Here is a 21,933-nt window from a genome sequence, read left to right as displayed (position 1 = left end):
GCAGACAGGAAGGCATAAAATTAAGCCGTCCCGCTGTCTGCAAAACGACTGATATATTGAATGTTGTTTAATTGTCTTTTACTGCGATAATAAGCAGCCTGCCATTTCCGCCGCCGTAGCAGGTGGAGAGGACAAGAAAGCTCTTGTCCTCAAACAGATTTCTGCCGATATCCTCATACCATTTGTCCGAGGTATCGGTTACCTTTGTTTCGGAAATGGTATAACGGTACAGGTTGTCTCCAATTTGCAGTTCAATGGTTTGATGGCTGTCCAAAAAATCTGCGTCCAGATACTTCTTTAGATCAGAGAACATTGTACCGTTTTTCATGTTATGGCCGTAAATCAGCAAATTCCCACTGTCAGGGTTGCACCGATAATCCAGAAAGGGAACGCCGCTCTGACTGTATTCTCCGTAAAAGTTCCGCCGCAGGTATTTCTGCGGAGCATTCGGCGTGTACATGACAGGATAGTCTATCGCCGTATCGGGGATACACAGCCAGCCGATGCATTCACTGTTTTCTGCAAACAGTACTGACAGATCCCGCAGGCTTTCTTCCGGCTCGTCATCGGTTGGCACCGGTGTTTCATCGGGCTGTGCCGGCTTTGAAGGAGTAATCTGCACCAATTCCACAAGTTCCCTGAAATCTTCTTTTTCTTTCTGCTGTATAGACAGCTCTCTAAAAATCATCACCCCGGACACAGCAAGAAGCGCCGACAGCAGAACAGAAACAGCCGCCATGCTAATCCTCTGTTTTTTCGTCATCGTCTGTTGCATAGAATTGTTCTCCATCTGTATCTGCCATCTGATCGCCGTTCATGCTTGCCTCAAAGTAAATGGCGAGAAAGCGTTTGATATCCGCTTTCTTCATCCGCTGTACCTCAAAGCCCTGCTCGGAGATGACCTTTTCGGTGCGGTTGGCAGTCTGAAATATCTGCTCAGGCTTCTGGCCTTTGCAGCGCATGATAAACAAAAACTGTCTTGCGGTCGCCATTTCCGCCTGCACATGATCGAGCATCTCCACATCTTTTTTCAGGATTTTCCGCACCTTCGGATTCTGTTCCTCCGAAAGCCTCATCTGCAGATAGCTCTTATTGTCATCGAAACACTCGCAGGAGTCTGTGCAGGTGATTTCCACATTAGGAATAGCGGACAGCACCATCATCAGGTGGCGGATTTTAATTTCAATGTTGGTATGGGACAGCACCGAAATGTTGGTGGGCGATACAAGGTAAAAGAGCAACTCGCCTTTCGTTGTTTCAAGACCGTATTTGGTAAAGGTCTTGATGCCCACCAGTTCCTGCGTGGAGCGCCCTTTTTTCTTTTTCTGCTGTGTTTCTTTTTTCTTCCCCACAAGCGTCACCTCCATTCGTAATATTGCTGGGTACTAATAAAATACCGCACGGCGTACCGGATAAAATCAAGCACGGTCATATCGTCCATTCGGATGGTCAAAAAGCCGTAACCCAAGGTCATTGCAGCCGGGATAACTATGCCGAGCTTTACCAGCGCCACCACCGAAAGCAGTGCGGCGATACATAAAATCGAAAAATCCCGCAATCCCCACAGCCACAGATTCGCCGTGGCTTTCAGATTCTGCGGATACAAATAAATTGCCATCATATCCCTCCCATAGTCATGTCATCATCGTTCTCTGCGTGTTCTCCGCGTAAGTCATCCGTTCTAATTCTTTATTTTCTTTCATGCTGCTACCTCTTTACTTAACCGCCCTTGCCACAGAACGCGTCAGATTGACCGCCGTGGTCGTGGCATGGACAACGCTCATCATATTGACTCGGACAGAACTATCCAAACCGAACTGCTGGGCAATCCTCGGCACTTCGTTGGCCGCCAGCATAATTCCAAGCCCTAAGAGCATATTGCCAGGGAAGGTTAAAAGCCCCAAGAACAGCAGCGTTGTCTGCATGAACGCCGTCAGGCAGATTGCCGCCACCTGCTTCATCCACTGGTTGAATCCATCCTGATAACCTCTCGGCACAGAAAACATATACAGTGCGCCTACTGCCATCTGCACCAACAGGATGCCGCCTCGCTTGATGTTTTGAAAGAATATTTTGATCACACAATAAGCAAAGGCGATCATTGCCAGCAGATTAAACAGATTAAAGCTAATCTGGCTTGATACAGCAAAACTGCCCACAAGCACAGAAGTGCTTTGTCCTGCCAAATCAATAGACTGCTGCCCGGCGAAAATTGCCGACAAATCATGGGCAAAGGTGTTCTGCAGGGATATACAGAATTTATACAGCTCCACTGGCACAATACCGATTAACGAACAGGCAAAAAATCCTTTCAGGACATTGATCGCCGTGGTCTTAATGGTTGCCCTTCCGTTTTGATATTCGATTGCCGTATCAAATACAGCTACCACCACGCCCGCAATAAAGAGCGTCCAGCCGAACAAGGTAAACAGCTTAATGGTCGCCTGCACCCAATCAAGGGCAAAGATATCCGCGCCCATGTTTCCCATCATGGTAAAGAAATCGGCAACAGCGTTATAAATGGTTTCATAAAACCACTTCAGCATTGTGTTCCAAATCACATTGGATATTTGTTCTCCAAGAAAATCAAACGCGCTTCCGATGGCGTCGCCTATTCCGGAGAATATATCTCCTAACCAGTCAAAAATAGGTCATCACCTCCCGCTATATACACAGGCAGGACAGACGGTTTTGCCGCCTGCCTTGCCGTTTCCTTTGATTTACATACTCTGCGTTTGCAGTGATTGGCATCAGAGTATTGACCAGATATACAGCGGAGCTGTCAGTGTAAAGATCAGGCAGGCGAACAAAATCGCCGGAGCTGTAAATTCAAACTGACCGTGTTTTCTGTAATCGAAATACGCCGTCCCAAGCTTCACAAAGAAGAGGATGGCGAGGATCATATCGATTACTGGGAACACCACATTGTTGACGACCGACTTGATCTGCGTCTGTGCCGCCGTCCAAGTATTTTCGATGGCGGTTGCCACATCGCCTGCGGCAAAGGCAGTTACAGAGGTCATGGTCACCATTACCGCCATCATCATAACACAGAGCAGCGTTCTCATTGTTTTCTTTTTCATAAGCAATTACCTCCTATCAATTTGCTGATTTCTTGTTCCCGGATTTTTCGGGTTTTCACATTCAGGTTTCTGCAGAACTGAATCTCTGCCGCCATACCTTCGGTTATCTCATCCCCAAATATCCACATTTCGTCACAAAACCAAAGCAGGGAAAGCCCTGCCGCCATCCCGATTTCACGTTCCTTCGGCTTGCCGTCATCGAGACACAGCGCATAGAAATGCGGCACGACCGGAGCCGTGCCGCACTTAAGCGCATATTTGGTGTATCTCTTTACCCGTTCAAGATTTTCGCTGACATTGCCACCGAGTGGAGAGCAGATATACACCTTTTTCATCATTCGTTATCATCATCCTTCTTTCGTTTGATCTGAATAATCACAAGAGATACCAAACCGCCGAGAGCCACTGCCCCAAGCCCGATCCAGAAGCCGAGGTTTGAATTATCGCCGGTCTGAGGAACATCGGGAGTCGGCGGAACAAGTTTTACGGTCTGACCGTCATCTTCAATATCCGTATGGGCGACAATCTCTACGCCGTCACGGAACAAACGCTCGAACACCACAACTTCGGTTTCGGTTGTGATACCAGTTGCATCGAAGTTGAAAGATACCTTGATTTCGCCGTCCGGCTGTTCGGGAGTAAAGGTTACTTCTGCTGTAATCTCTTTTCCGTCAACCATAAACAGCTCCCCAGTCTTTTTGTTCATGAGAATGCCCTTGACCGTATACTCCTTGCCGGGAGTCAGGTTCTTGTAGGATACGATATCATCGATAGTGATGCTGCCTTTTGCGGTGATTTCCTTTTTTCCTTCTGCTGTTGCCTGTGTCCCGATTTCGGGAACTTTCACTTTGACGGTCTGACCTTCGTCCTCAATATCTGCATGGACAGCAAGCTCTTTGCCGTCTTTATACAAACTCTCAAACACGACGATATCGGTGTCGGCCTTGATATACTTAGAATCGAAGGTAAATTCGACAGTTACTTCACCTGCGGGAGTTTCCGGTGTAAACACAGTTTCCGCAAGGATTTCCTGACCGTCGATTACAAGCGGTTTGCCTGTGGATTTATCCATAAGAACACCCTTGAAGACATATTCCTTACCGGGGATCAGGTGCTGATACGCCACAACATCGATGAGGGTGAACACTTCTGTTGCAAAAATTTCTTTTTCGCCGTCCACGGCTGCCGTTGTTCCGATTTCGGGAATACGGTCATTGACCACGGTAATCTCAATGGTTTCTTCATGCTCGGATACGGTCACAGGGTAGATTTCCTCGTTAAGGAGAAAGGATTCTGCGGGCTGCAGTTCCTTGATGATCCAGTTTCCGTAAGGCACATTCTCAAAGGTGAAGACTCCGTTCTCGCCGGATTCGGCTGTGAGGATTGCCTTTTCTGCTGTAAATTCCATTTCATCTGCACGGAACAGACCGAACAGTGCGCCTGCAATGGTTTCCTCAGTTTCACGATCAATCTTGAGTCCCTTGATATTGCCGTAGATGATATCGTTTGGTATCGCTTCGCCGTCATTTACGGTAATGCTGACTGTTGCTGTGTCCTGTCCAGCATACTCGAAGTTTACCGGGTACTTCTCATCAGAGAGGATATACTGCTCGTTGGTTGCAAGCTCCTTCACATACAGCTTGGCGCCCACGGGAACATCTGTGGCAAAAACAGCCTTGCCGTTTTCATCACAGGATACCATCTCCATAAGCCCATCGGCAGGAATAACCGAGCCATCGGCAGAAGTCAAATCCTCTGCGGCAAACAGTCCAAACTGCACGGAAAAGATTTCTCCATTCATACAAATCTGGAATCTCTCATCCTGCGCCATTACTTTGGAGAGGTCAATCTGCACACGCTGGCGCTCGTTATAGAACGCTGTCGCCGTTTCCGTAATTTCCACTTCCTGTCCGGCATAGGTCAATTCTACCGGATGCACCTCATCACTGATGACCATTCCATAAGGCGCCTTTATTTCCCGCACCTCGAATTTTCCAAGATACAGCGGTTCTGTAGTCGCTGATCCTGTACTGTCGGTTTCAATCGTTGCGACAACTTCGCCTTTGCTGTATCGAAGCGTACCGTCAGGCGTAACCACATCCTCGGCGGCCGTGATCTCATAGACAGCTCCCGCAAGTCCGCCGACCGCATAAATCGGATGATAAAAGCCTTTGTCGCCTGCCACCGAGTCAAAAATTTCGCCGGACTTGCTGACGGTGATTGTGCCTTTCTGCGGCGTATTCGGGCGTTCCACCTTGATGATGGTAATGGCGTTTTCTTCGGATGAGTTATCCTCGGTCACATCAAAATACACAGGCGTGCGGTCGATGGTGTATCCAAACGGTGCGGATACCTCCACCAGCGAATACCCGTATCCGAAATCCAAGACTTCGGGAGTAATCAGTGTACCGTCCGCCGTGGTATAGAAGGTATCGATCTCCGTTACTTCGGGATAGGTGAATTTCATCGTTACCAGCTCGCCTGCGGGGTTGTAAATCTGAAATGCCGCACCCGCATAAGGGATGGTTTTTCCTGTTTCCGCATCGGTTTTGATGACTTTGATATAGCTCTTAAACGGTGCGTTGTTAATGAGATAGCGATAGGTTTCGCCATCCTTGCTGATAAACACATCAAAGGCGTCCATCAGCTCCCTGCCGTCCCAGCCTTTGGTCTGTTTTACAGTATAAATTCCGTAGGGCAAATCTTTTGTTTCGGCAAAGCCGAATTCATCACAGACGAGGATATCTCTCTCAGATTCCTTTGCACTGTCATAGCTGCCTGATGCTTTGAGGAACACCTCAAATTCCGCACCGATCTCCGGTGTTTCGAGCTGTGTTTCGCCATCGTCACAATGCTTGATGAGAGCAATTTTTCCCTTCTGCACGGTTTCGAGAACATCGTTTGCAGTAGCATTATATTCCACCGTATAAAGCTCCGGCTCTGCTCCCACCGGATATACGGTATCGTTTAACAGGTAACCTTCGCTCGGTGAGATTTCACGGATTGTCCAATCGGAATCACAGATATAAAATTTGGTGGTAAACTGTCCGTTTGCGTCGGTGGTGTAGGTATCAACAAGCTGGTCACCTTTGTAAATACCATATACTGCACCGCTCAAAGAAGCGTCGCCCTGTGCGGTTCCGGTTTCCGCATCGGATTTGGTAACAGTCACTTGAAATTTCTTCAGAATATTATAAAATCCTTTTTCCGTCACCTTGTTCCACTCGATGGCTGCCTCCTGATCGTCAGGCACCACATAACGAATAGCCGTGTCTACTTCCGACAGTACATAGCCGGAACCGATGAGGACATCTCTGAAATACGCCTTGCCCGTGCTGTCTGTAACGGCGTATTCGTCAACGGGAAGTCCGCTGAGCGAGGTTCCGGAAAGATGGAATTTCACGCCTTCATTCAGTCCGTCCTCACTGGTCTTGGTCACGGTAAGATCCCCGCGTTTCAGTACATTATTGAATGTCACGGTAGAAGTGTGGCCGCTGACGATGGTTACTCTCTGAACGCTCTGCGGCTCATAGCGGTCAATGCTCAACTCGCTCACGGTGTAAATTCCGGGCATAAGCTGCACATCTACTGTGCCGTCTGCGTTCGTTGTGACATTCTGATTGACTCCGTTGCCGGAAATATTGAAGCTGACGCCGGATACCACGCCGTCCTCCGAGGTCTTTTGAATACGCCCTGTACCATAGGTTTCGGTGTCGATATTCAGGTAAAAATATACGGGATCGGAAGCGCCGGAGATCATGGTCTGTTTGCCGACGCATCCCCAAATCAGCATATCCCCGCAGTTGAGATTGACATTCTTCTGTGCGGAAACCGCAACGGGAGAGGTGATCATCGAATCGCTGGTAAAGGTATACTGGTTTCCATTTCTCGATACCCGGATGCCGTCTGCGGAGAGGTGAATATCCGCAAGGGTATTATTGGTATCCGTCAGGGTAAGGCTGTAGTTATTCGCGTCAGGGTTATACTTCAGCGTATAGGTATCCGCATTGCCCTGACTCCTTGCCATAAAGCTCGGAATCCTGTAATGGTCTGCCATCTGCGATAAAATCCAGTTATAGCACTTCTCGGCAGGTCTTCCCACTAAGGAACAGCAGTAGGTGTCCGCGTCTATGCCGTTTGCACTGTGCAGATCGGTGGGGCTTGTGCGGAGCTGCTGTTGGTATTCCCAGATAATCGTCTGTGTGGCAAAGGCATAGTCATCGGCGTTCGTACCTGCCACAGGGGAGGACAATCCTTCGTGCCAGCCGTACATCAAAGCCATCATAACACCAAACTGTGCGTCGATGGGCAGATTCTGAAAATAGGAGCTGTTCGTCCCGTTCTGCGACACATAGGAATTTCCCGAACTGAAATCAATGCCGGATTCCACACAGTACACCTGATGCATTCCGCTGCTGTCATTCATCATATATTTGCGCTTAGCGTTTCCTGCGCTGATCGGGTGAATAGAGATATTTCCGTTACTGTCGTATGCGATAATAGAATACGAATCCTTGCTGTAATAGTATTCGCCGTCAGAGCCGACATACCTGTCTCCGAAAGAGGAGGTGCAGTTGTGTCCTTCCTCGCTTGTCCACGCAAAGGCGGACATGGGCAGTGCGGTCACCATCATCAGCAGGCAGAGAGCCGCTGACAGGATACGCCTGCCGCTTAACTTAAACTTTGTTTTCATAGGCTGTTAAACCGTCCTTTCTTGATTTTGGGCAATCGAGTAGGAGGAAAATTTAAATAAATTTCCCGACCTCTCACACCACCGTGCGTACCGTTCGGTACACGGCGGTTCAACCAACTTAACAAGCGACACTCTTTTCGGTGTAGTAATCTAACATTGAGACTAATCCAAATCGGGTTAGTCTCTCTTTTGTAACAGCCATATTCATTGCACCTCTTTGGCACACGTGTGCTATATGAGCTCCGTAATAAGCTGTTGACCATGCAAATTTCTTGCTAATCCCAAGTTTCATCAAATTCTTTGCTCTGTTCTGTGGGGTTTTCCATTGTTTCCATATACACATTCGTAAGCGGAAACGTATTCGGGAATCTAGTTCCTTACAAAGTGTTCTCATACTTCCTATCTTGAAGTAGTTAATCCACCCTCTAATAAGCTGATTGAGTTTCTTTACCTTGTATCTGTTTCTAACGCCCCAACTACGGCAAGTGAGTTCTCTCATTCTCTTCTTGAACTTAGCTACCGACTTTGCATGTGGTTTCGCCTTAAACTGATGTGCTCTTGTGTCAAAGTAGAATCCAAATCCAAGGTATTTCACTCCGCTTGGTCTGTCTACTTTGCTCTTGGTCATGTTCACCTTAAGCCCTAGTTTCTCTTCAATGAATCGTGAAATATTTCTCATGACTCTGTTTGCAGACATTTCACTTCCGACCATAATGATGCAGTCGTCCGCATAGCGTACAAAGTTAAGCCCTCGCTTTTCCATTTCCTTATCAAGTTCATTGAGCATGATGTTTGCCAACAATGGCGAAAGGTTTCCTCCTTGCGGTGTTCCCACAACAGAATCCTTGTATTCCTCATCAATCATGATTCCGCTGACAAGGTATTTCCTGACGATTGAGATAACATCTCTATCTTTAATAGTCCTACCTATGATAGTCATCAGCTTGTCATGATTCACTGTGTCGAAGAACTTTTCCAAGTCTATGTCAACAATCCAATCATTGCCGTCATTCATCATATCTAATGCCGTTAGGATTGCCTGCTGTGCACATCTATTCGGTCTGAATCCATAACTATGGTCATGGAACTGCTCTTCATAGATTGGTGTTAACACCTGTGCAATGGCCTGTTGTACAAATCTGTCTGTTACTGTTGGTACTCCTAAGTTTCTGACACCTCCATCAGGCTTTGGTATCTCCACTCTTCGTACTGGTTGAGGTTTATACTTTCTTGTCCTCAACTGTTCCTTGATGGTTTCTCCGTTCTTTTCAAGATGCTCTTTGAGTTCCGTGTACTTCATTCCGTCCACTCCCTCTGCACCTTTATTTCGTACGACTTGCAGATATGCTCTGTTGAGATTGTCGCTAGATACAATCTGCTCCATTAGACTACTTGTGTCCATGCGTTCTTTCCTTTCCGTCTCGCTTGATTTGACCATCTTTTACCCGATTGGTTACGGCAGGTGTTGCCATCTCTGCAATACGAGACATACTCAAACTTATTGATTGTTCGCCCCTTTGCTCCATCCCCATTACAGAGACTTCTTCACTACTATGGGCTTTGCTGACTTCTCACAGTTCGTTGTTACTAGGCAAATGAAACCTCTGTGAGACCTCCACGCTTAAGGTGTGCGCTCTTTCTCTCCATATATCCGCCGCATTTACTCTGCTACTATAAATGTGATAGTTATTAGACTTCGTTGTTTTCAGCCAACTTATCTCTCGTAGCCTAGCCTTATATGCGATTTCTGTCCGTCGGACCAGAGATTTGCTTACAGCTTCCTTCAGATTCCACCTCACGATGGACACCCTTGCTGTTCGGCTATACACTTCCCACTATCTGGGCGTGTTCGGGACTTGCACCCGTTAGAGCGCACCCATGGCGCGCAAACTAAAAAAATCCCTCTGTGTTTTTTCACAGAGGGAGGTTCCCGATAATAGGCTGCTATGCGAAGAGGAAGTATATGGAGTATACGCCGTTTCCTCTTGCTTCGCAGTAGATATTAAAGTGTGTGATGTCATCCATGCCGTAGGCGCTTAGGTTGTCGGCGGTATGGAATCGGATATAGCCTGCAAGGTTCTGCTTTAAGGCTTCGCCCTGATTGCTTTGCGACGCCGTCACGGGATTCCACCATGAAGCGTTGTCCGGGGTAAGGGATGCGTCAAGCGTAAGCCCCATGCCTTGTCCTATCCCGATGCAGTCTGCTTTGATCGCCTCGATATCAAACTCGAAGTCATAGGCTGTTTTCGGCTGTGCCTCATGCGGAGGCGTTTCAGGTTCTGCAGGCGTTTCCGGCTGAGCCGGAGTAGGCTGTGCCGGTGGCACTTCAGCCGGTGTTTCCTGCGGTTCTTGCTGCGGCTGGGTTTCCGGCGCCGCAGGCGCAGGCTTTGCCTGTTCTGTCTGAGCCGGAGTGGTTTCTTTCTTTGGCTGCGATTCGGCAGGCGGCGTCGGTGGGCTTTCTGTTTCTTCTGCCTGTGGTTTTGTTTCAGGTGTGGCGGGCGTAGGTGTTTCCGATTCCTGCGAAGTTGTCTGTGCGGCAGAGGTAGCATCGCCTGTTTCGCTGTCCGGCGTCGATATTGCCTCTGCTGTGACCGTACTGTCCGGTATGGTCTTTTCAGGCGGTTCTGCCTGCTTTCCGCACCCGGCAAGCCCTGTTATCAGAAGTCCGCATAAAACTGCGGTTATTACTTTTTTCTTCATACTTGATCACCGTCCTTTACCACAAGCATACCGAGAAAAACGCAAAAGTCCAGACATTTCTGCGAGATTTCAGAAAAAGTTACATACTCGGCGCCATGTCCTGTGATTCGCTTTCTGCCTCAGTCTCATCCTGCTGTTGCTGTTCCTGAAGCGCCTGTTCATATGCTTCTGTGACCTTTTCGTTAAGCTCATTTCTTGCCTCGGCGGTTATTGCATGAAAGATATCGCTGTATTTGGTATTGCCGTTTCCGTCCTTATAGCTGTTCTGGGGCATGGAGACGAACAAGCCTTTCTGTGAATCCACGACACGGATGCCGTGGATGGCGAAGGCGCCGCCGATGTTGGCGCTGGCAAACGCTTTTACGCTACTTCCTTCATAATCATTCAACCTGTCGATCCGCACCTGTATAGACGGATTCTTTTGCTTCTGCTCCTTTGCGGGAGCTGCTTGTTTCTTTGCTGCCATAGCTTTTCCTCCTGTTCATGTTTACTGTGCAGTGATGCCCGGCGCCTGCTTTTCCGCCCACTTAACCGACAGATGAATTAAAGCGGCGTGCTGCTCGGAATCGGACAGCCCGTCTAAGAATTCAAGCAAAGTGACCTCATTTACACTGTCGCCGGGCGGATCGTCCTTGCAGTTGTTGCAGATTTTTTCTCTCCTGACAAGCACAGTCCTGCCATCTTCCGATTCCGTAAAGGACAGCACATCGTTATAACTGAATCCGACACGCCGCCGCATTTCATAGGGAATGGTGATGCGTCCGCGCTTACCGAGGATACGGTACATGGTATTTGCCATTCTCACACCTCCGCATCTTCACATTCTTCGCTGCAGGGACAGTCCTCGCAGTTTCCGTCGCAGTCTGTCTCGTTCAGCGGGCAATGCTCGCAATCGCCGTCGCAGACAAAGTCCTCCGGCGCATCTGCCTTTTCAATAATGAGCCTGTTTTCTTTCACGCTCATCCTCATTCCGCCGCCTTCAAAAATCCCCGTTGCCGCAAGCATTTTGGCGGGAATGGAAAGCAGCACGAAGTTTTGCTTCATTTTTTTATTTTGCATGATATGATACACTCCTTTAGGATTTTTTCGATTTCTGCAGGGCTTAGCTCGTTTTCCGTCTCAAACAGAGTGAGCTGTCTTTCCTTCTGCCGTTCCCGTTCATAGAAATCATAGTTTCCGATAAGCAGTTCGGGGAATTCCTTTCCGGCTTCGTATTTCTGCACCATCGAATGGATTCGCTTGAATCCGAACTGATTGTAGTCCTGATACAGCTCCCTAATTTCAGGGCAGTCGTTATAGGATACCAGCCATTTTCCTTTGGTTTCTGCAAGCGCACGGTGAAGCCGGACATGGTCATCCCATGTGAAGCCGCACTCGTAGACATATTCGCTGGTGAAATATGGCGGATCACAGTAGGTAAAGGCGTCCGGCCGGTCATAGTGCCGGATCAGCACCTCGAAATCCTGATTTTCAATGATTGCGTTTGCCAGCCGCTTTGCAAGCTGCTCAATCAGTGAAAACAGGCTGGCAATGTTGAACGGCTGGCAGGCATAGGATTTTCCGCCGCTGGAATAGCTGTAGCGGACGAGCTTTAAGAACATCACCGCACGGCGCAGGTCATAATCCTCCTTCGCCGTCTTATACAGCAGCCTGATTTCCGCCGCATTCGGTGCGGGGAGCAGGATGCTCGTCAGGTCAAGCTCCTGTTTCAGAAACTCGTTGGTAAATTCCTGCTTTTCAAAGAAGCGCTTGAGGACGACAAAATCGTCTCTTGCGTTTAAATTGAGAAAGCCAAGCTCCCTTATGAATTCCATTGGCCTGTCACGCATACAGCGGAACAGATTGACAAGGTTTGCGTTATAGTCGTTATACACCTCAAACTTGTCGGGAACAGCTTTGCCCAGCAGCACGGCGCCCGATCCGCCGAAAGGCTCAATGTACCGCCCGTAACTCAGCGGAAACAAAGCGTATAAAATGTGAAGGATGGAAGTCTTGTTTCCCATCCAACTGACAGGGCTTTTGATAATCACCACCTCCTTTGGCGGCGTCAACCGCCCTGAAATAAAAAAGGCCGATACCAATCGTTTTCAGGGCGATTGATACCGGCTCGTTAATTTTTGTCGTTCAGCTTTTGCCGAAGCCTTCTGATTTCCTGCTCATAAGCACTGATACGGTTAATCTGCACACAGCAGAGTACCGTCGCTGTGATACAGCCGCCGATCAGAAGCCCTGCCAGCAGCCATGCAAGCTCACTCATTCTACATCACCATCCCTTCGAAATCCTGATTTTCTTCGAGTTCCTCATTGACAAATTCCTGCGGCGTCATCGATAAGCCTGTAAAGTTGGGATCGGTATCTTCCTCGAAGGAGATATATCCGCTTTCTCCGAAATCGAGGATTTCCTTCATAAGCACCGTGCCGCCGTGATTTACGCCGACCTTCGGCTCAATGGAGATGAATCGGCCGCCGTCGTCACTGTGCCTAAGATCGTAGGCATACAGTCCTTCGGGGATTTCCTCCGGCATAAGCCTGCCGTTTGAGAATAACGCCCTGCGGTCAAGCACCTCGATGACATCCAATTTTTCGTTGGTCAATGTCTGCGTTTTCAGCTCCTTCGCTTCCGGCTCGTCGAATGGGACGATTTCATACAGGGAGCGTCCGCATGCGGAAATTACGCCATACGGCGTCTCGGCGGCGCCGAGCTTTTGAAGCAGCAGTTCGCCCTCGTTCTGTGTGAGCAGAGTATCCAGCCATCTGCTGTCAAAACGGCTGTCCATAAAATGGCGCAGATAATCTTTGAAAAATACGCCTGCTGAATCCGAATCATAGGACAGTTCATAGCGGTCGAGCTGCTTCAGCGTATCCAGTGCGGTCTGAGTATCCTTCGGAGGATTTGCGGACAAGACTGCCTTGAATTTCATCTGATCCAGCGGAGACAGTTCCGCCATGCGCTGTGCCAGTGTATTCAGCGTATCAAAATCCGCCATGTCTCCGAACATTTCAGATGTAATCTGCGGGACAGATGATTCAAAACCGTAATACACACAGTCTTCAATACAAGCCTCATTATGCCGTTTCGCAATCTCATCGGCTTTTTCTTTCTTGGTAGGCAGGCTAATCCACTCGGCGCTGCCTGCGGTTTCATCGGCGCTGTTTACGGGAGCCTCTGCAACCTCCAATCGAAAAGCAAACCAATGGGAAGCTTCTTCATGGGGAAGGTTTTTTCCGTCATACACCTCCGGCATTTCATAATCTCCTGCAATCACATAGCAGCCGTTTATAAACACACCGCCGTCATTTTCCCTCTGAAGCTTTCCGATCTGCTTTCGATCCAGCAGATACAGCGCATTGTCGGGAATACTTGCAACATCCTCATGCAGGTCGTTTTCCACCACAAACTGTCCGAGCTGCTCATCGTTTCCCACATTGGAAGCAATCATGACGGTATCAAGCCCATAAGTCATGTTGATTAAATCCTTCATGCTGACAAGTTCGCCTTCGGGATGATCGGGTATGACACGGGGAGCAACAGCCAGCAGCGCCAGCCGTTCTTCATCATTCAGAGAATCCAGCCGCTTTGCAAAAAAGTTCAGTTCATCCAGCGTAGGCGAATCCAGCCGGACATCTGAAAGTCCCGGCAGGAGGTCACAGTTTAAGATGGAAATTTCCTGATAGCCGTCCTGTCTGAGAACAGCCCTTGCTTTTTGCAGGGCGTCCCGGATTGCGTAATCCTCGGCGGGCAGATCAAGGTCTGCGTAATAATAGCCGTCAAGTCCTTCATATTCTGTTACAAGTTCAATGGTCATTTGCTTTGCCAAGTGATTCACCTCATTTCACAATGCCGTAACGGTCATTGATTTCTTTTATTCTTTTGCCGATGGCGGTGATAACGGGTACGCTTACCGCATTTCCCGCCATCTTATACAGATGCCCGTCCGAAAGCCCGATGGCCTGTGCTTTATGAAACTGCTCGTCCGTAAAGCCCTGCAGCCGCCAGCATTCCATAGGCATCAGCTTTCGGATTCTGCCGTGATGCACAATGCCGTGCCTGTCCCGCGCCGTGATTGTAAACATTGGCTCGTCCGGCTCTTTCATCCTTCTGCCGTTCTGACGGACGGTTTCACGGTCAGGCGTCAGGATCGCTCGCGGCGTATCCTCTACAAGAATGCCGGAATTTCTGCCCTTGTGATTTCCCACGCCGGAGTCGTAGCGGGCGATCAGGCATCTTGCCTCATCGGTAATAGCGGGTTCGGGATTCAGGTCAATAAAATAGAGTCCCGTTTTGCCTCCCCAGCCGCCCGATCCCGCACACTGCGTACAGGCTACGCCGTCGGTGCTGTAGACTCTCGATCCCTGCGGTCCGGGTATAAGCTGCTTAAGATTTTCCGCATTGCCGCTTCCGAGAGGAAATATTTCTCCGGCGCCTCGTCCGTCACGATGTCCGACAATGTACAGGCGCCTTCTCTGCTGGGGGACTCCGAAATATTTGCTGTTAAGCACACACCATTCAGGATGATACCCCATTTCAACAAGCGTGGAGAGGATGGTTTCAAATGTCCGGCCGCCGTCATGCGACAACAGCCCCGGCACATTTTCCAGTAAAAGAAATGCAGGTCGTTTCTCATCAGCGATGCGGGCAACTTCAAAGAAGAGAGTTCCTCTTGTATCTGCAAATCCGAGCCGCTTTCCCGCAACTGAGAAGCTCTGGCAAGGAAATCCCGCACAGATAAGGTCGATGTCGGGGAGTTCGGCAGGGTTGATTTTGGTTGCGTCTTCATAATAGATTTCTCCTTTCGGTTCATAGAGTGCGTGATAGGCTTTGTTTGCATATTTGTCGATTTCGCAGTGGCCGACACAATCAAAGCCTCCCGCCGCTTCCAGTCCCGAACGGAATCCGCCGATGCCTGCGAACATATCAAAAAATCGGATTGCCATTTCAATCCGACTCCCTTTATCTATCTGCTTTCCATATCACCTCACATTCCCATAGAGAAGCCCTGTTCCTCATCTTCGGATTCATCCTCGTCAGAATCGTCCTCAAAATCGTCTACAGCGGCTGTTTCTTCCTGCCCGGTATCTTCTTCGGCCTGTTCGGAATCGTCCGTCTGTGTGTCGTTTACGCTCTCACGCTCGGCCATATCCCGTTCCAGTTCGGTTTCGATCAGCCCGATGATAAATTCTTTCTGCGTCATGTTGTTGCGCTGTAGGTAGTCTTTGATTCGCCGGAACAAATCGTCCGGTACCTGAAATGCTAAAGTTCTCATATTTCCCATATCCTCCTTCGTCTTAAATTTAGGGTGGAGTTCGTCCTGTAATGCCAGCGATACAAACTCCGCCATTGTCATGCCGTGGCTTTCGATATACTCCTTGACCTCTGCGTGAAGCCCGGTGTCCACCTTGACCGTAATACCTTTCTTTTCCTCAGTCGGCATTGTCCTCACCTCGTTTCATATAGTTTTGAATTGCCCTGACCACGATTTCCTCTGCCGGGATTTCCTGCACAGCCGCCTGCAGCAGAAGCAGTTCTATCACCGGTTCTGAAAGTTCAATCTGAATCTCCAAATTTTCGCCTCCTACATTCCCATGACAGGGGAACTGTCCTCATCCATGTCGTCATCCTGTGTTTCCTGTTCTTCTGCCAGTTCTTCCTGCGTCAGCCTGCGGAAAGAGTCTTCGTCGCTGTTTAATGCAAGCGTCCTGCCGTTATCCCATTTCATATGGATTTGCGCCATATCGTCGATAAAATCCACGGTGCCTCTTGTACCGGAAGGCACAGGCGCATAAGGATCATTCATGTCGATGAGTTCCAGCCGTGTTCCGGGCGGATAGGCTTCTCTGTGCCTTTCCGCCAAGCGGTGCAGGCGTTCAAATTCGTTCATGTTCGTTTCCTCGCTTTCGATCACTTGTTTTTGTTTCTGCTCGTAAAACTGAAAGGTCATAAGGATACTGCCATCATTTTTTCTTGTGTCAAGCAGTGAAATGGTATCGCCGTCAAAAATATATGCCGAGGCTTTTTCGAACGGCGTAAAAAAGCCCTTTCCATAATTGCAGACAGAATATCGGTGGTTCGGCTGATCCTTAACAACCGAATAAAATCCAACGGTCTGTACCTGTTTCACTTGACGGATAAGCCCGATCATATCCTTATGGTAAGCGTGAGATGTGGTAAGCATTTCAACGCCGGGCTTGACGGTTCGTTTCAGTTCCGCAAGATTCTTTATCCGCAGCGGCTTTCTTTCGTTTGACTTATCCACTTTATATCCCTCCCATCTGCATTCCCTGTGATTCCTCGATGCAATCGTCGAGTTCATCCTCCGTGCAGAGAAAATAACTGTCGCTGCTGTTCCAGAAAGAAACAAACAGATCGCCGTCCTCGGTATGAATGGGCTGCTGCTCAAAATGTTCGCCGAATCCGTCCGAACACTGTCCGAGAATCCAGTCTTTGAAAGTCTCTGTTTCGTCCTCTGTTAGTTCTTCCTTGAATCGACAGTCAATCCTGCCGTACAGCTTATCTTTGTATTCGTCAACAGTCCATACGGCGGAGACGAGTTTGTTCTTGATGTTATCGTCATCATCAAAAAATCGCGCCATTTCGTCTTCCGGCGACGCTTGCTCCATTTCCAGCAGTTCACGGATATCCCATTCATAGCTTTTCAGATAGAGGTTTCCCACAGGCGTTGTACCGCCGTATTCGGAATCCTCAATATTTCCGTCAAGCGGGCAGAAGAAGGACATTTTCACCTGTCCTGTCTGGTAGGTCATATCCTTAATGTCACGGAGCAGTTCTGCGGTGTTGGCATATTGGTCGTGCAGCAGATTCTGCTCTAATTCCTGTTTGATATCTTCGCTTGCATTCAGCACAGCATAGGCTGCGGTATTGGCGTCGGCCAGAGTGCTGCTTTCGGTCAACAGGAAGAGCAGATGATTGCCGATATCGCTGTCCGCATAGAGCTTAACCCGGATATCGTCTTCCTCGTTATCGGTCAGCGGAATCCTTTCGAGCGCCTTGCGGCAGCCGATGGAGCAAAGTTCCTCATAAATACGGAGATAATCCTTCGGCAGCTCTGTTATGAGCGTATTTCCTTTGTTTGTTATGACTGCACCTATCAATGCCATGCTTCATCACCTCGTTTCATGGCTGCGATTGCGCCGAGTCCAAAGCGGCGGATTGCCATTGCATTGCAGATTAGCCGGAAGGCTTTCGGCGGCACAAGACACTTATCGGCAAGGTCGCTTACGGTAAGGCAGCCTGTTCCGAGATACAAGTCCTTTGCCGCACAAAACAGGGGATAGCTGTCTGCGTTTGTTCCGTGCAGGTGTATCTGTTCAAAACAAATGACATTATTGACGACGCAGTATTTGACGGATCGCCATAGCATAAAGTCAGCCGTCAGCAGATAGAGTGCGGACATAAGGGCTTGGTTGTTCCGATCCCTTTTTTTGATGCAGTCTTCAAATACCGCGCGGTGCGTTTCATTTCGATAGTCCATCGGGTTTCTCTCACTTTCCTTGATATATTGATTCAGCCGCCTCTTAAATGGAGGAGAGAGCGCGGCGTACAGCGTTTCCCCAAGCACTTCGCAGGGAGAAGCATTTCCATGCTTGATCCTCTGTGCAATGCAGGAGCTTTCGCCATAGCCGCACTCATAATCCGGCGGTCTTCCTCTGCGGTGCATACAGCACATACAATCGTCACGGATTCTGTTTCCGCTTTTCAATACGACAATACCGTGTCCTTTCTGCGGAAAATTCGGGATGCGCTGCATCAGCCGTTCCATTTCCCTGAGTGTTTTTGTTTCTGCAAAATACATAGGCTTTCATCCTTTCCTGAATTTGAAAATATAAAAAAAGCACATGGATTTTTCTTCTTCCATATGCCTGTAATATGATTGGGTTATGTTGTTTTTTCTGTTAGCAGGAACTGTCTGATGTGTAAAGGATACAGAGTAGTATTTTGCTTCGCAAAATCTCCACTCCCGGCTTCGCCGTCCTTGACACACCAGCCTGTTCCTGCTTTGTGGCAATTAAGCCTGAGAAGGCTTAATCGCCTCTTATAAAAAATGGGCATGGCATAGCCCACACCCATCATATAAATAATTTAATGTTTATCCTGCAGCCTTTCCATGATCCCTTAAAATGACCGGCATATCACATCCATTCTTTTCCCGTTTTTCAGTAGTTCGGGATACATCCGTCATAGTAGCATTCAGTCGCATCGTTTATATCTATCTCTTTCAAAGCATGCTGTATATCTTCAGTCCCTGCTTCAATCAATACATTCATGTCGTCGGCTGCAAGCTGTGCTATGAGCAATTCCAGTTCTTTTGCCGTCTCAAAACGGATGAAGCTGTTGTAATAATCATGTTCCTCATCATACTCATAAAAAACCAGATTCCTTTTTATTTGGCTATACCCAACAATACGATTTTGATCTGTGTGTTTTTGCTCATCCTATTTCTTTCTAATACAAAATAAGGAAAGTGACCATTCTTATCATCAGTTTCTCTAATACCATATATCATTTTCAGGCACAAATATTTCAGTTTAACAAAAATGGGATAAAACCTAATATAAAATTAATATTATATAGGCTCTACCCCACATTTAATTTATCATATCATTTTAAAGCTTTCTAATTATCCTCTAGGCGGAAACGGATCATTACCATATGAATCTCTTTCCCTAATTCTTCCATTTCTACCATGAATAAATAACTCTGATTCTTGATTTCGAGCAATCTCTCGCGCTATCGCAATTGCATCCGCCTGTCTTTCTGTTCTAACAGTTGCTCTTGAATTATTGGCACCTTTTACCTGCCATCCGCCATCTTTATGTGGCGTAACATGCTGATTTTTTCCCATAGTCTATACCTCCAGTAATTCATCAATATCATGTTTCCAGTTATCATTATGAATCAATCGTGCTTCTTGCAAGCCTCCAGCTAAAATCTCTGCTTTCGACAATTGAGAAAGTATTTCCCAATCTTCGCCAAAAACATATGTAGCATTATTCCTATAAACGCTTTCAAGCACGTACATTTTTTGCTTTCTAAACCCGAAAACAACATATCCCCTAAAGCCCGATTTTCCATAAGCAAGAAAATCGGGACGAAAACTATGAATATATTCGCACCTATCCAATAACATTTTCCTTGCAGTTTTACTTTCAGGTTTAGATATTTTTTCCAAATCATCCTTAATTTTTTCCCAAGGATACTCCCCCTGCGGAAGAATCTCCCAATTAAGTCTTATTACTTTTGTCGGAATTAGTTGTTCATAGTTTTCCGCCAATACTTCACACTCTCCAAAAACTGTCAGAAAAATATTGATTGTATTTATTAACTTTTTCTTGTTTTGATCGCAAAATTCTATCGGTGGTGTTATTACAAAGATTTTATTTTCCTCATCATGTTTCAAAGCCAATTCTACACTATAAGGCTGATATTCAATTTGGGGATACCTTTCTTTTGGAATATCCACATAATCTGTGACTTCTCTTGTTTCACCCCTGCCTGCCCATTCTTGTCGTGTCCACCATAACGTTTGATAATATTTTTCCTTTGGCAACGACTTGTCTGCCACATAAAACTTTTCAGCATTTCTTCTTGTTGCAGGATTGAGAACCGCAGGAAGGATTTTTTCACCATCTCTAAACTCTGCTGTAAAACCCAGTTCCAATAATTTTTCTTTAAATCTGAATGCATCATATAACGCAATCACTATCTTTTGCCCTTGTTCAATCCAATTTAAACAGGACAATTTGTTAATTCTTTTTTTGCATAGATTCATCTAATGCCCTCCAATTTTAATAAAATATCTATAAAAAAAGGAGAAATGACCAAAGTACTTATTTTCTTAATGGCACATCATACACCATATGTTACTATTTGTTATGCATATTTTTGCCTCCCTTATTTGATTTTTCAGTTGAAAAAATGTAGTAACCATGGTATTATAAGTATTGGTTATTTCTATTTGTGCCATGGTCATTTCGTTCATGGTTACTACATAAGGTGGAATATCCACCATGGAACCAAAGTTGCCGCTTTGGTTCTTTTTTTATTCAAAATCCGAAATATTTGGTACTGCTCCAAATACTCCTTGAAGATATTTTGCGCTTATGTTATCATTTCCGCGTACATTAGGGAAATTACTTAACCGATTGATTTGTGTTTCTCCATACACATTTTTGTCTGTAAACCACACTTGATCTCTTCTTACCCCATTTAATAATAATGTATCATGTGTAGTACATATTAACTGAGCATGGTTAGGATTTGTTTCATTTGAATTAAATAGGTTTACTAGCAGCTTTACCAAATTAGGATGCATACCATTTTCAATCTCATCAATAAACAATACCCCTCCTGTATCCAAGGTTTCAAATATTGCTGGCAAAATCCTTAACATTCGAATTGTACCATTTGACTCATATTTTAAAAAAGGCAAATCTATTTCTTCTACAGGCTTATGATCCTTGTAGATAGTATGCCAAGATTGGACACTCACTTGTATATTTTTTATAACCAGTTCCTTGTTCTCTAATTCATCTTCATTTAAAACATGCTTATCCAATTTTGATTCTAAATCAATTTTTAAATTTGTAAGTGTTGGATCTGCAATTTTTAAATATTTAAGATATCTTTTTATCGCTTCTTCGCTAGTATTTTCCTCATCAAAATTAGGGGTCTTTTCAACAGAAGCCATATTAATAACACGATAACTCATTATTTCATTCAAAATCATATTAGCCAACGAATTATTTAGCATACCCGCCATAGCCAAGCATAGCGCATCGTCTCTTACAACAGATACCATTTTTTTAAAAGAACCCATTCCCGAACGAAGTACTATATCTTCATAATTAGGTGATGTTCTTTTAATAAGAACTTCCGTTCTCTTATTCTTCTTTGTCAAAACTTCTGTTTGTATTTTCCCATCCTTTGTTGTGAAAGAATACGAATATAAAATCCCTTCTAATAATAACTGAATTTCAAAATAAGTTTCTTTCATCCTACAATCAATGTCAAACTTATATGTTTCTATTGGAGATGCCAACTCTTTTTTTATTGCAGGTACTTCTAACAATTTATTGTTATTTGCACCTAATACAGTTGACATAATTATCATTTTTTGCATTTTATTTAATGCTGCAAGAAAATTTGTTTTACCTGAACCATTAGCACCGTAAATGTAAGATACCTTATTGTAGTACTGTCCAGAAATTTTAAACGTATTTTCTTCTATTAATTCTTTTTTTAAACTTTCAGCTAAAGTTGTAATTCCTGTTATATCCTTAAATGGCCCTGTATTACCTACTGAAAACGAAACAAACATAATAGCACCATACCTTTCTACAGCTTGTATTATATTATTTCTACCACCGCCTGTCAAGTAGTTATTTGAATTTTTTGCATTTTTTTTCTATATTCTAATTTAACTAACGCTTTTTCTTTTC

General features: G+C 46.3%; 24 protein-coding genes. All 24 read right to left on the bottom strand.

What is annotated here, in order from left to right:
• Positions 1 to 67: 67 nt before the first annotated feature.
• The 24 genes from ACCC71_RS04320 to ACCC71_RS04205 all read right to left on the bottom strand — a co-directional run bounded on the left by ACCC71_RS04320 (position 68) and on the right by ACCC71_RS04205 (position 21,869).
• On the bottom strand, positions 68 to 775 hold the full coding sequence (locus ACCC71_RS04320) for a class B sortase (protein WP_434311198.1): 708 nt from the start codon (positions 773 to 775) through the stop codon (positions 68 to 70).
• Complete coding sequence (locus tag ACCC71_RS04315; RefSeq protein WP_434311197.1) at positions 741 to 1,352, bottom strand: hypothetical protein; 612 nt, start codon at positions 1,350 to 1,352, stop codon at positions 741 to 743. The genes ACCC71_RS04320 and ACCC71_RS04315 overlap by 35 nt, the downstream gene beginning before the upstream one ends.
• 5 nt (positions 1,353 to 1,357) lie before the next feature.
• The gene (locus ACCC71_RS04310) at positions 1,358 to 1,618 is read right to left on the bottom strand and encodes a hypothetical protein (protein ID WP_434311196.1); all 261 of its coding nucleotides are present in this window, start codon (positions 1,616 to 1,618) and stop codon (positions 1,358 to 1,360) included.
• A 97-nt stretch (positions 1,619 to 1,715) separates the two neighbouring features.
• Positions 1,716 to 2,603: a conjugal transfer protein TrbL family protein gene (locus ACCC71_RS04305; RefSeq protein WP_434311806.1), complete on the bottom strand. Its 888-nt coding sequence runs from the start codon at positions 2,601 to 2,603 to the stop codon at positions 1,716 to 1,718.
• Positions 2,604 to 2,750: 147 nt separating this feature from the next.
• Positions 2,751 to 3,083, bottom strand: a complete 333-nt coding sequence (locus ACCC71_RS04300; RefSeq protein WP_434311195.1) for a DUF3852 domain-containing protein — start codon at positions 3,081 to 3,083, stop codon at positions 2,751 to 2,753.
• Positions 3,080 to 3,421, bottom strand: a complete 342-nt coding sequence (locus ACCC71_RS04295; RefSeq protein WP_434311194.1) for a DUF7768 domain-containing protein — start codon at positions 3,419 to 3,421, stop codon at positions 3,080 to 3,082. Before ACCC71_RS04295 ends, ACCC71_RS04300 begins: the two co-directional genes overlap by 4 nt.
• Positions 3,418 to 7,776: a SpaA isopeptide-forming pilin-related protein gene (locus tag ACCC71_RS04290; protein WP_434311193.1), complete on the bottom strand. Its 4,359-nt coding sequence runs from the start codon at positions 7,774 to 7,776 to the stop codon at positions 3,418 to 3,420. Before ACCC71_RS04290 ends, ACCC71_RS04295 begins: the two co-directional genes overlap by 4 nt.
• Positions 7,777 to 7,894: 118 nt before the next feature.
• The gene (ltrA, locus tag ACCC71_RS04285; protein ID WP_434309877.1) at positions 7,895 to 9,178 is read right to left on the bottom strand and encodes a group II intron reverse transcriptase/maturase; all 1,284 of its coding nucleotides are present in this window, start codon (positions 9,176 to 9,178) and stop codon (positions 7,895 to 7,897) included.
• 542 nt (positions 9,179 to 9,720) lie between these two features.
• Complete coding sequence (locus ACCC71_RS04280; protein WP_434311192.1) at positions 9,721 to 10,476, bottom strand: hypothetical protein; 756 nt, start codon at positions 10,474 to 10,476, stop codon at positions 9,721 to 9,723.
• A 79-nt stretch (positions 10,477 to 10,555) separates the two neighbouring features.
• Positions 10,556 to 10,942: a SpoVG family protein gene (locus ACCC71_RS04275; RefSeq protein WP_434311191.1), complete on the bottom strand. Its 387-nt coding sequence runs from the start codon at positions 10,940 to 10,942 to the stop codon at positions 10,556 to 10,558.
• Positions 10,943 to 10,963: 21 nt separating this feature from the next.
• Positions 10,964 to 11,275, bottom strand: coding sequence for an AbrB/MazE/SpoVT family DNA-binding domain-containing protein (locus ACCC71_RS04270; protein ID WP_434311190.1), 312 nt, complete (start codon positions 11,273 to 11,275; stop codon positions 10,964 to 10,966).
• A gap of 2 nt (positions 11,276 to 11,277) precedes the next feature.
• Positions 11,278 to 11,535, bottom strand: coding sequence for a hypothetical protein (locus tag ACCC71_RS04265; RefSeq protein WP_434311189.1), 258 nt, complete (start codon positions 11,533 to 11,535; stop codon positions 11,278 to 11,280).
• Positions 11,517 to 12,500: a DNA adenine methylase gene (locus ACCC71_RS04260; protein ID WP_434311805.1), complete on the bottom strand. Its 984-nt coding sequence runs from the start codon at positions 12,498 to 12,500 to the stop codon at positions 11,517 to 11,519. The genes ACCC71_RS04265 and ACCC71_RS04260 overlap by 19 nt, the downstream gene beginning before the upstream one ends.
• 86 nt (positions 12,501 to 12,586) lie before the next feature.
• Complete coding sequence (locus ACCC71_RS04255) at positions 12,587 to 12,733, bottom strand: hypothetical protein (protein WP_434311188.1); 147 nt, start codon at positions 12,731 to 12,733, stop codon at positions 12,587 to 12,589.
• Between the two features lies 1 nt (position 12,734).
• The gene (locus ACCC71_RS04250) at positions 12,735 to 14,294 is read right to left on the bottom strand and encodes an LPD28 domain-containing protein (RefSeq protein WP_434311187.1); all 1,560 of its coding nucleotides are present in this window, start codon (positions 14,292 to 14,294) and stop codon (positions 12,735 to 12,737) included.
• Positions 14,295 to 14,304: 10 nt separating this feature from the next.
• Complete coding sequence (gene dcm / locus ACCC71_RS04245) at positions 14,305 to 15,411, bottom strand: DNA (cytosine-5-)-methyltransferase (protein ID WP_434311186.1); 1,107 nt, start codon at positions 15,409 to 15,411, stop codon at positions 14,305 to 14,307.
• 41 nt (positions 15,412 to 15,452) lie between these two features.
• The gene (locus tag ACCC71_RS04240; RefSeq protein ID WP_434311185.1) at positions 15,453 to 15,908 is read right to left on the bottom strand and encodes a hypothetical protein; all 456 of its coding nucleotides are present in this window, start codon (positions 15,906 to 15,908) and stop codon (positions 15,453 to 15,455) included.
• Positions 15,898 to 16,038: a hypothetical protein gene (locus tag ACCC71_RS04235; RefSeq protein WP_434311184.1), complete on the bottom strand. Its 141-nt coding sequence runs from the start codon at positions 16,036 to 16,038 to the stop codon at positions 15,898 to 15,900. The genes ACCC71_RS04240 and ACCC71_RS04235 overlap by 11 nt, the downstream gene beginning before the upstream one ends.
• Positions 16,039 to 16,049: 11 nt before the next feature.
• A complete protein-coding gene (locus ACCC71_RS04230; protein ID WP_434311183.1) occupies positions 16,050 to 16,730 on the bottom strand; it encodes a DUF4314 domain-containing protein in 681 nt (226 codons plus the stop codon).
• A 1-nt stretch (position 16,731) separates the two neighbouring features.
• On the bottom strand, positions 16,732 to 17,592 hold the full coding sequence (locus ACCC71_RS04225) for a hypothetical protein (RefSeq protein WP_434311182.1): 861 nt from the start codon (positions 17,590 to 17,592) through the stop codon (positions 16,732 to 16,734).
• Positions 17,583 to 18,287: a hypothetical protein gene (locus ACCC71_RS04220; RefSeq protein ID WP_434311181.1), complete on the bottom strand. Its 705-nt coding sequence runs from the start codon at positions 18,285 to 18,287 to the stop codon at positions 17,583 to 17,585. The genes ACCC71_RS04225 and ACCC71_RS04220 overlap by 10 nt, the downstream gene beginning before the upstream one ends.
• Before the next feature lie 825 nt (positions 18,288 to 19,112).
• On the bottom strand, positions 19,113 to 19,337 hold the full coding sequence (locus ACCC71_RS04215) for a DUF2188 domain-containing protein (RefSeq protein ID WP_434311180.1): 225 nt from the start codon (positions 19,335 to 19,337) through the stop codon (positions 19,113 to 19,115).
• 3 nt (positions 19,338 to 19,340) lie between these two features.
• Entirely contained in the window at positions 19,341 to 20,264 is a 924-nt protein-coding gene (locus ACCC71_RS04210; RefSeq protein ID WP_434311179.1) for a hypothetical protein, read from the bottom strand.
• A 270-nt stretch (positions 20,265 to 20,534) separates the two neighbouring features.
• Positions 20,535 to 21,869 (bottom strand): AAA family ATPase, encoded by a 1,335-nt coding sequence (locus tag ACCC71_RS04205; protein WP_434311178.1) that lies wholly within the window; start codon positions 21,867 to 21,869, stop codon positions 20,535 to 20,537.
• Positions 21,870 to 21,933: the final 64 nt, after the last annotated feature.

Origin of the sequence: Hominifimenecus sp. rT4P-3 (assembly GCF_051055405.1) — a bacterium.
Classification (GTDB): Bacteria; Bacillota; Clostridia; order Lachnospirales; family Lachnospiraceae; genus Pseudolachnospira.
This window is presented reverse-complemented; position numbering and strand designations above follow the sequence as displayed.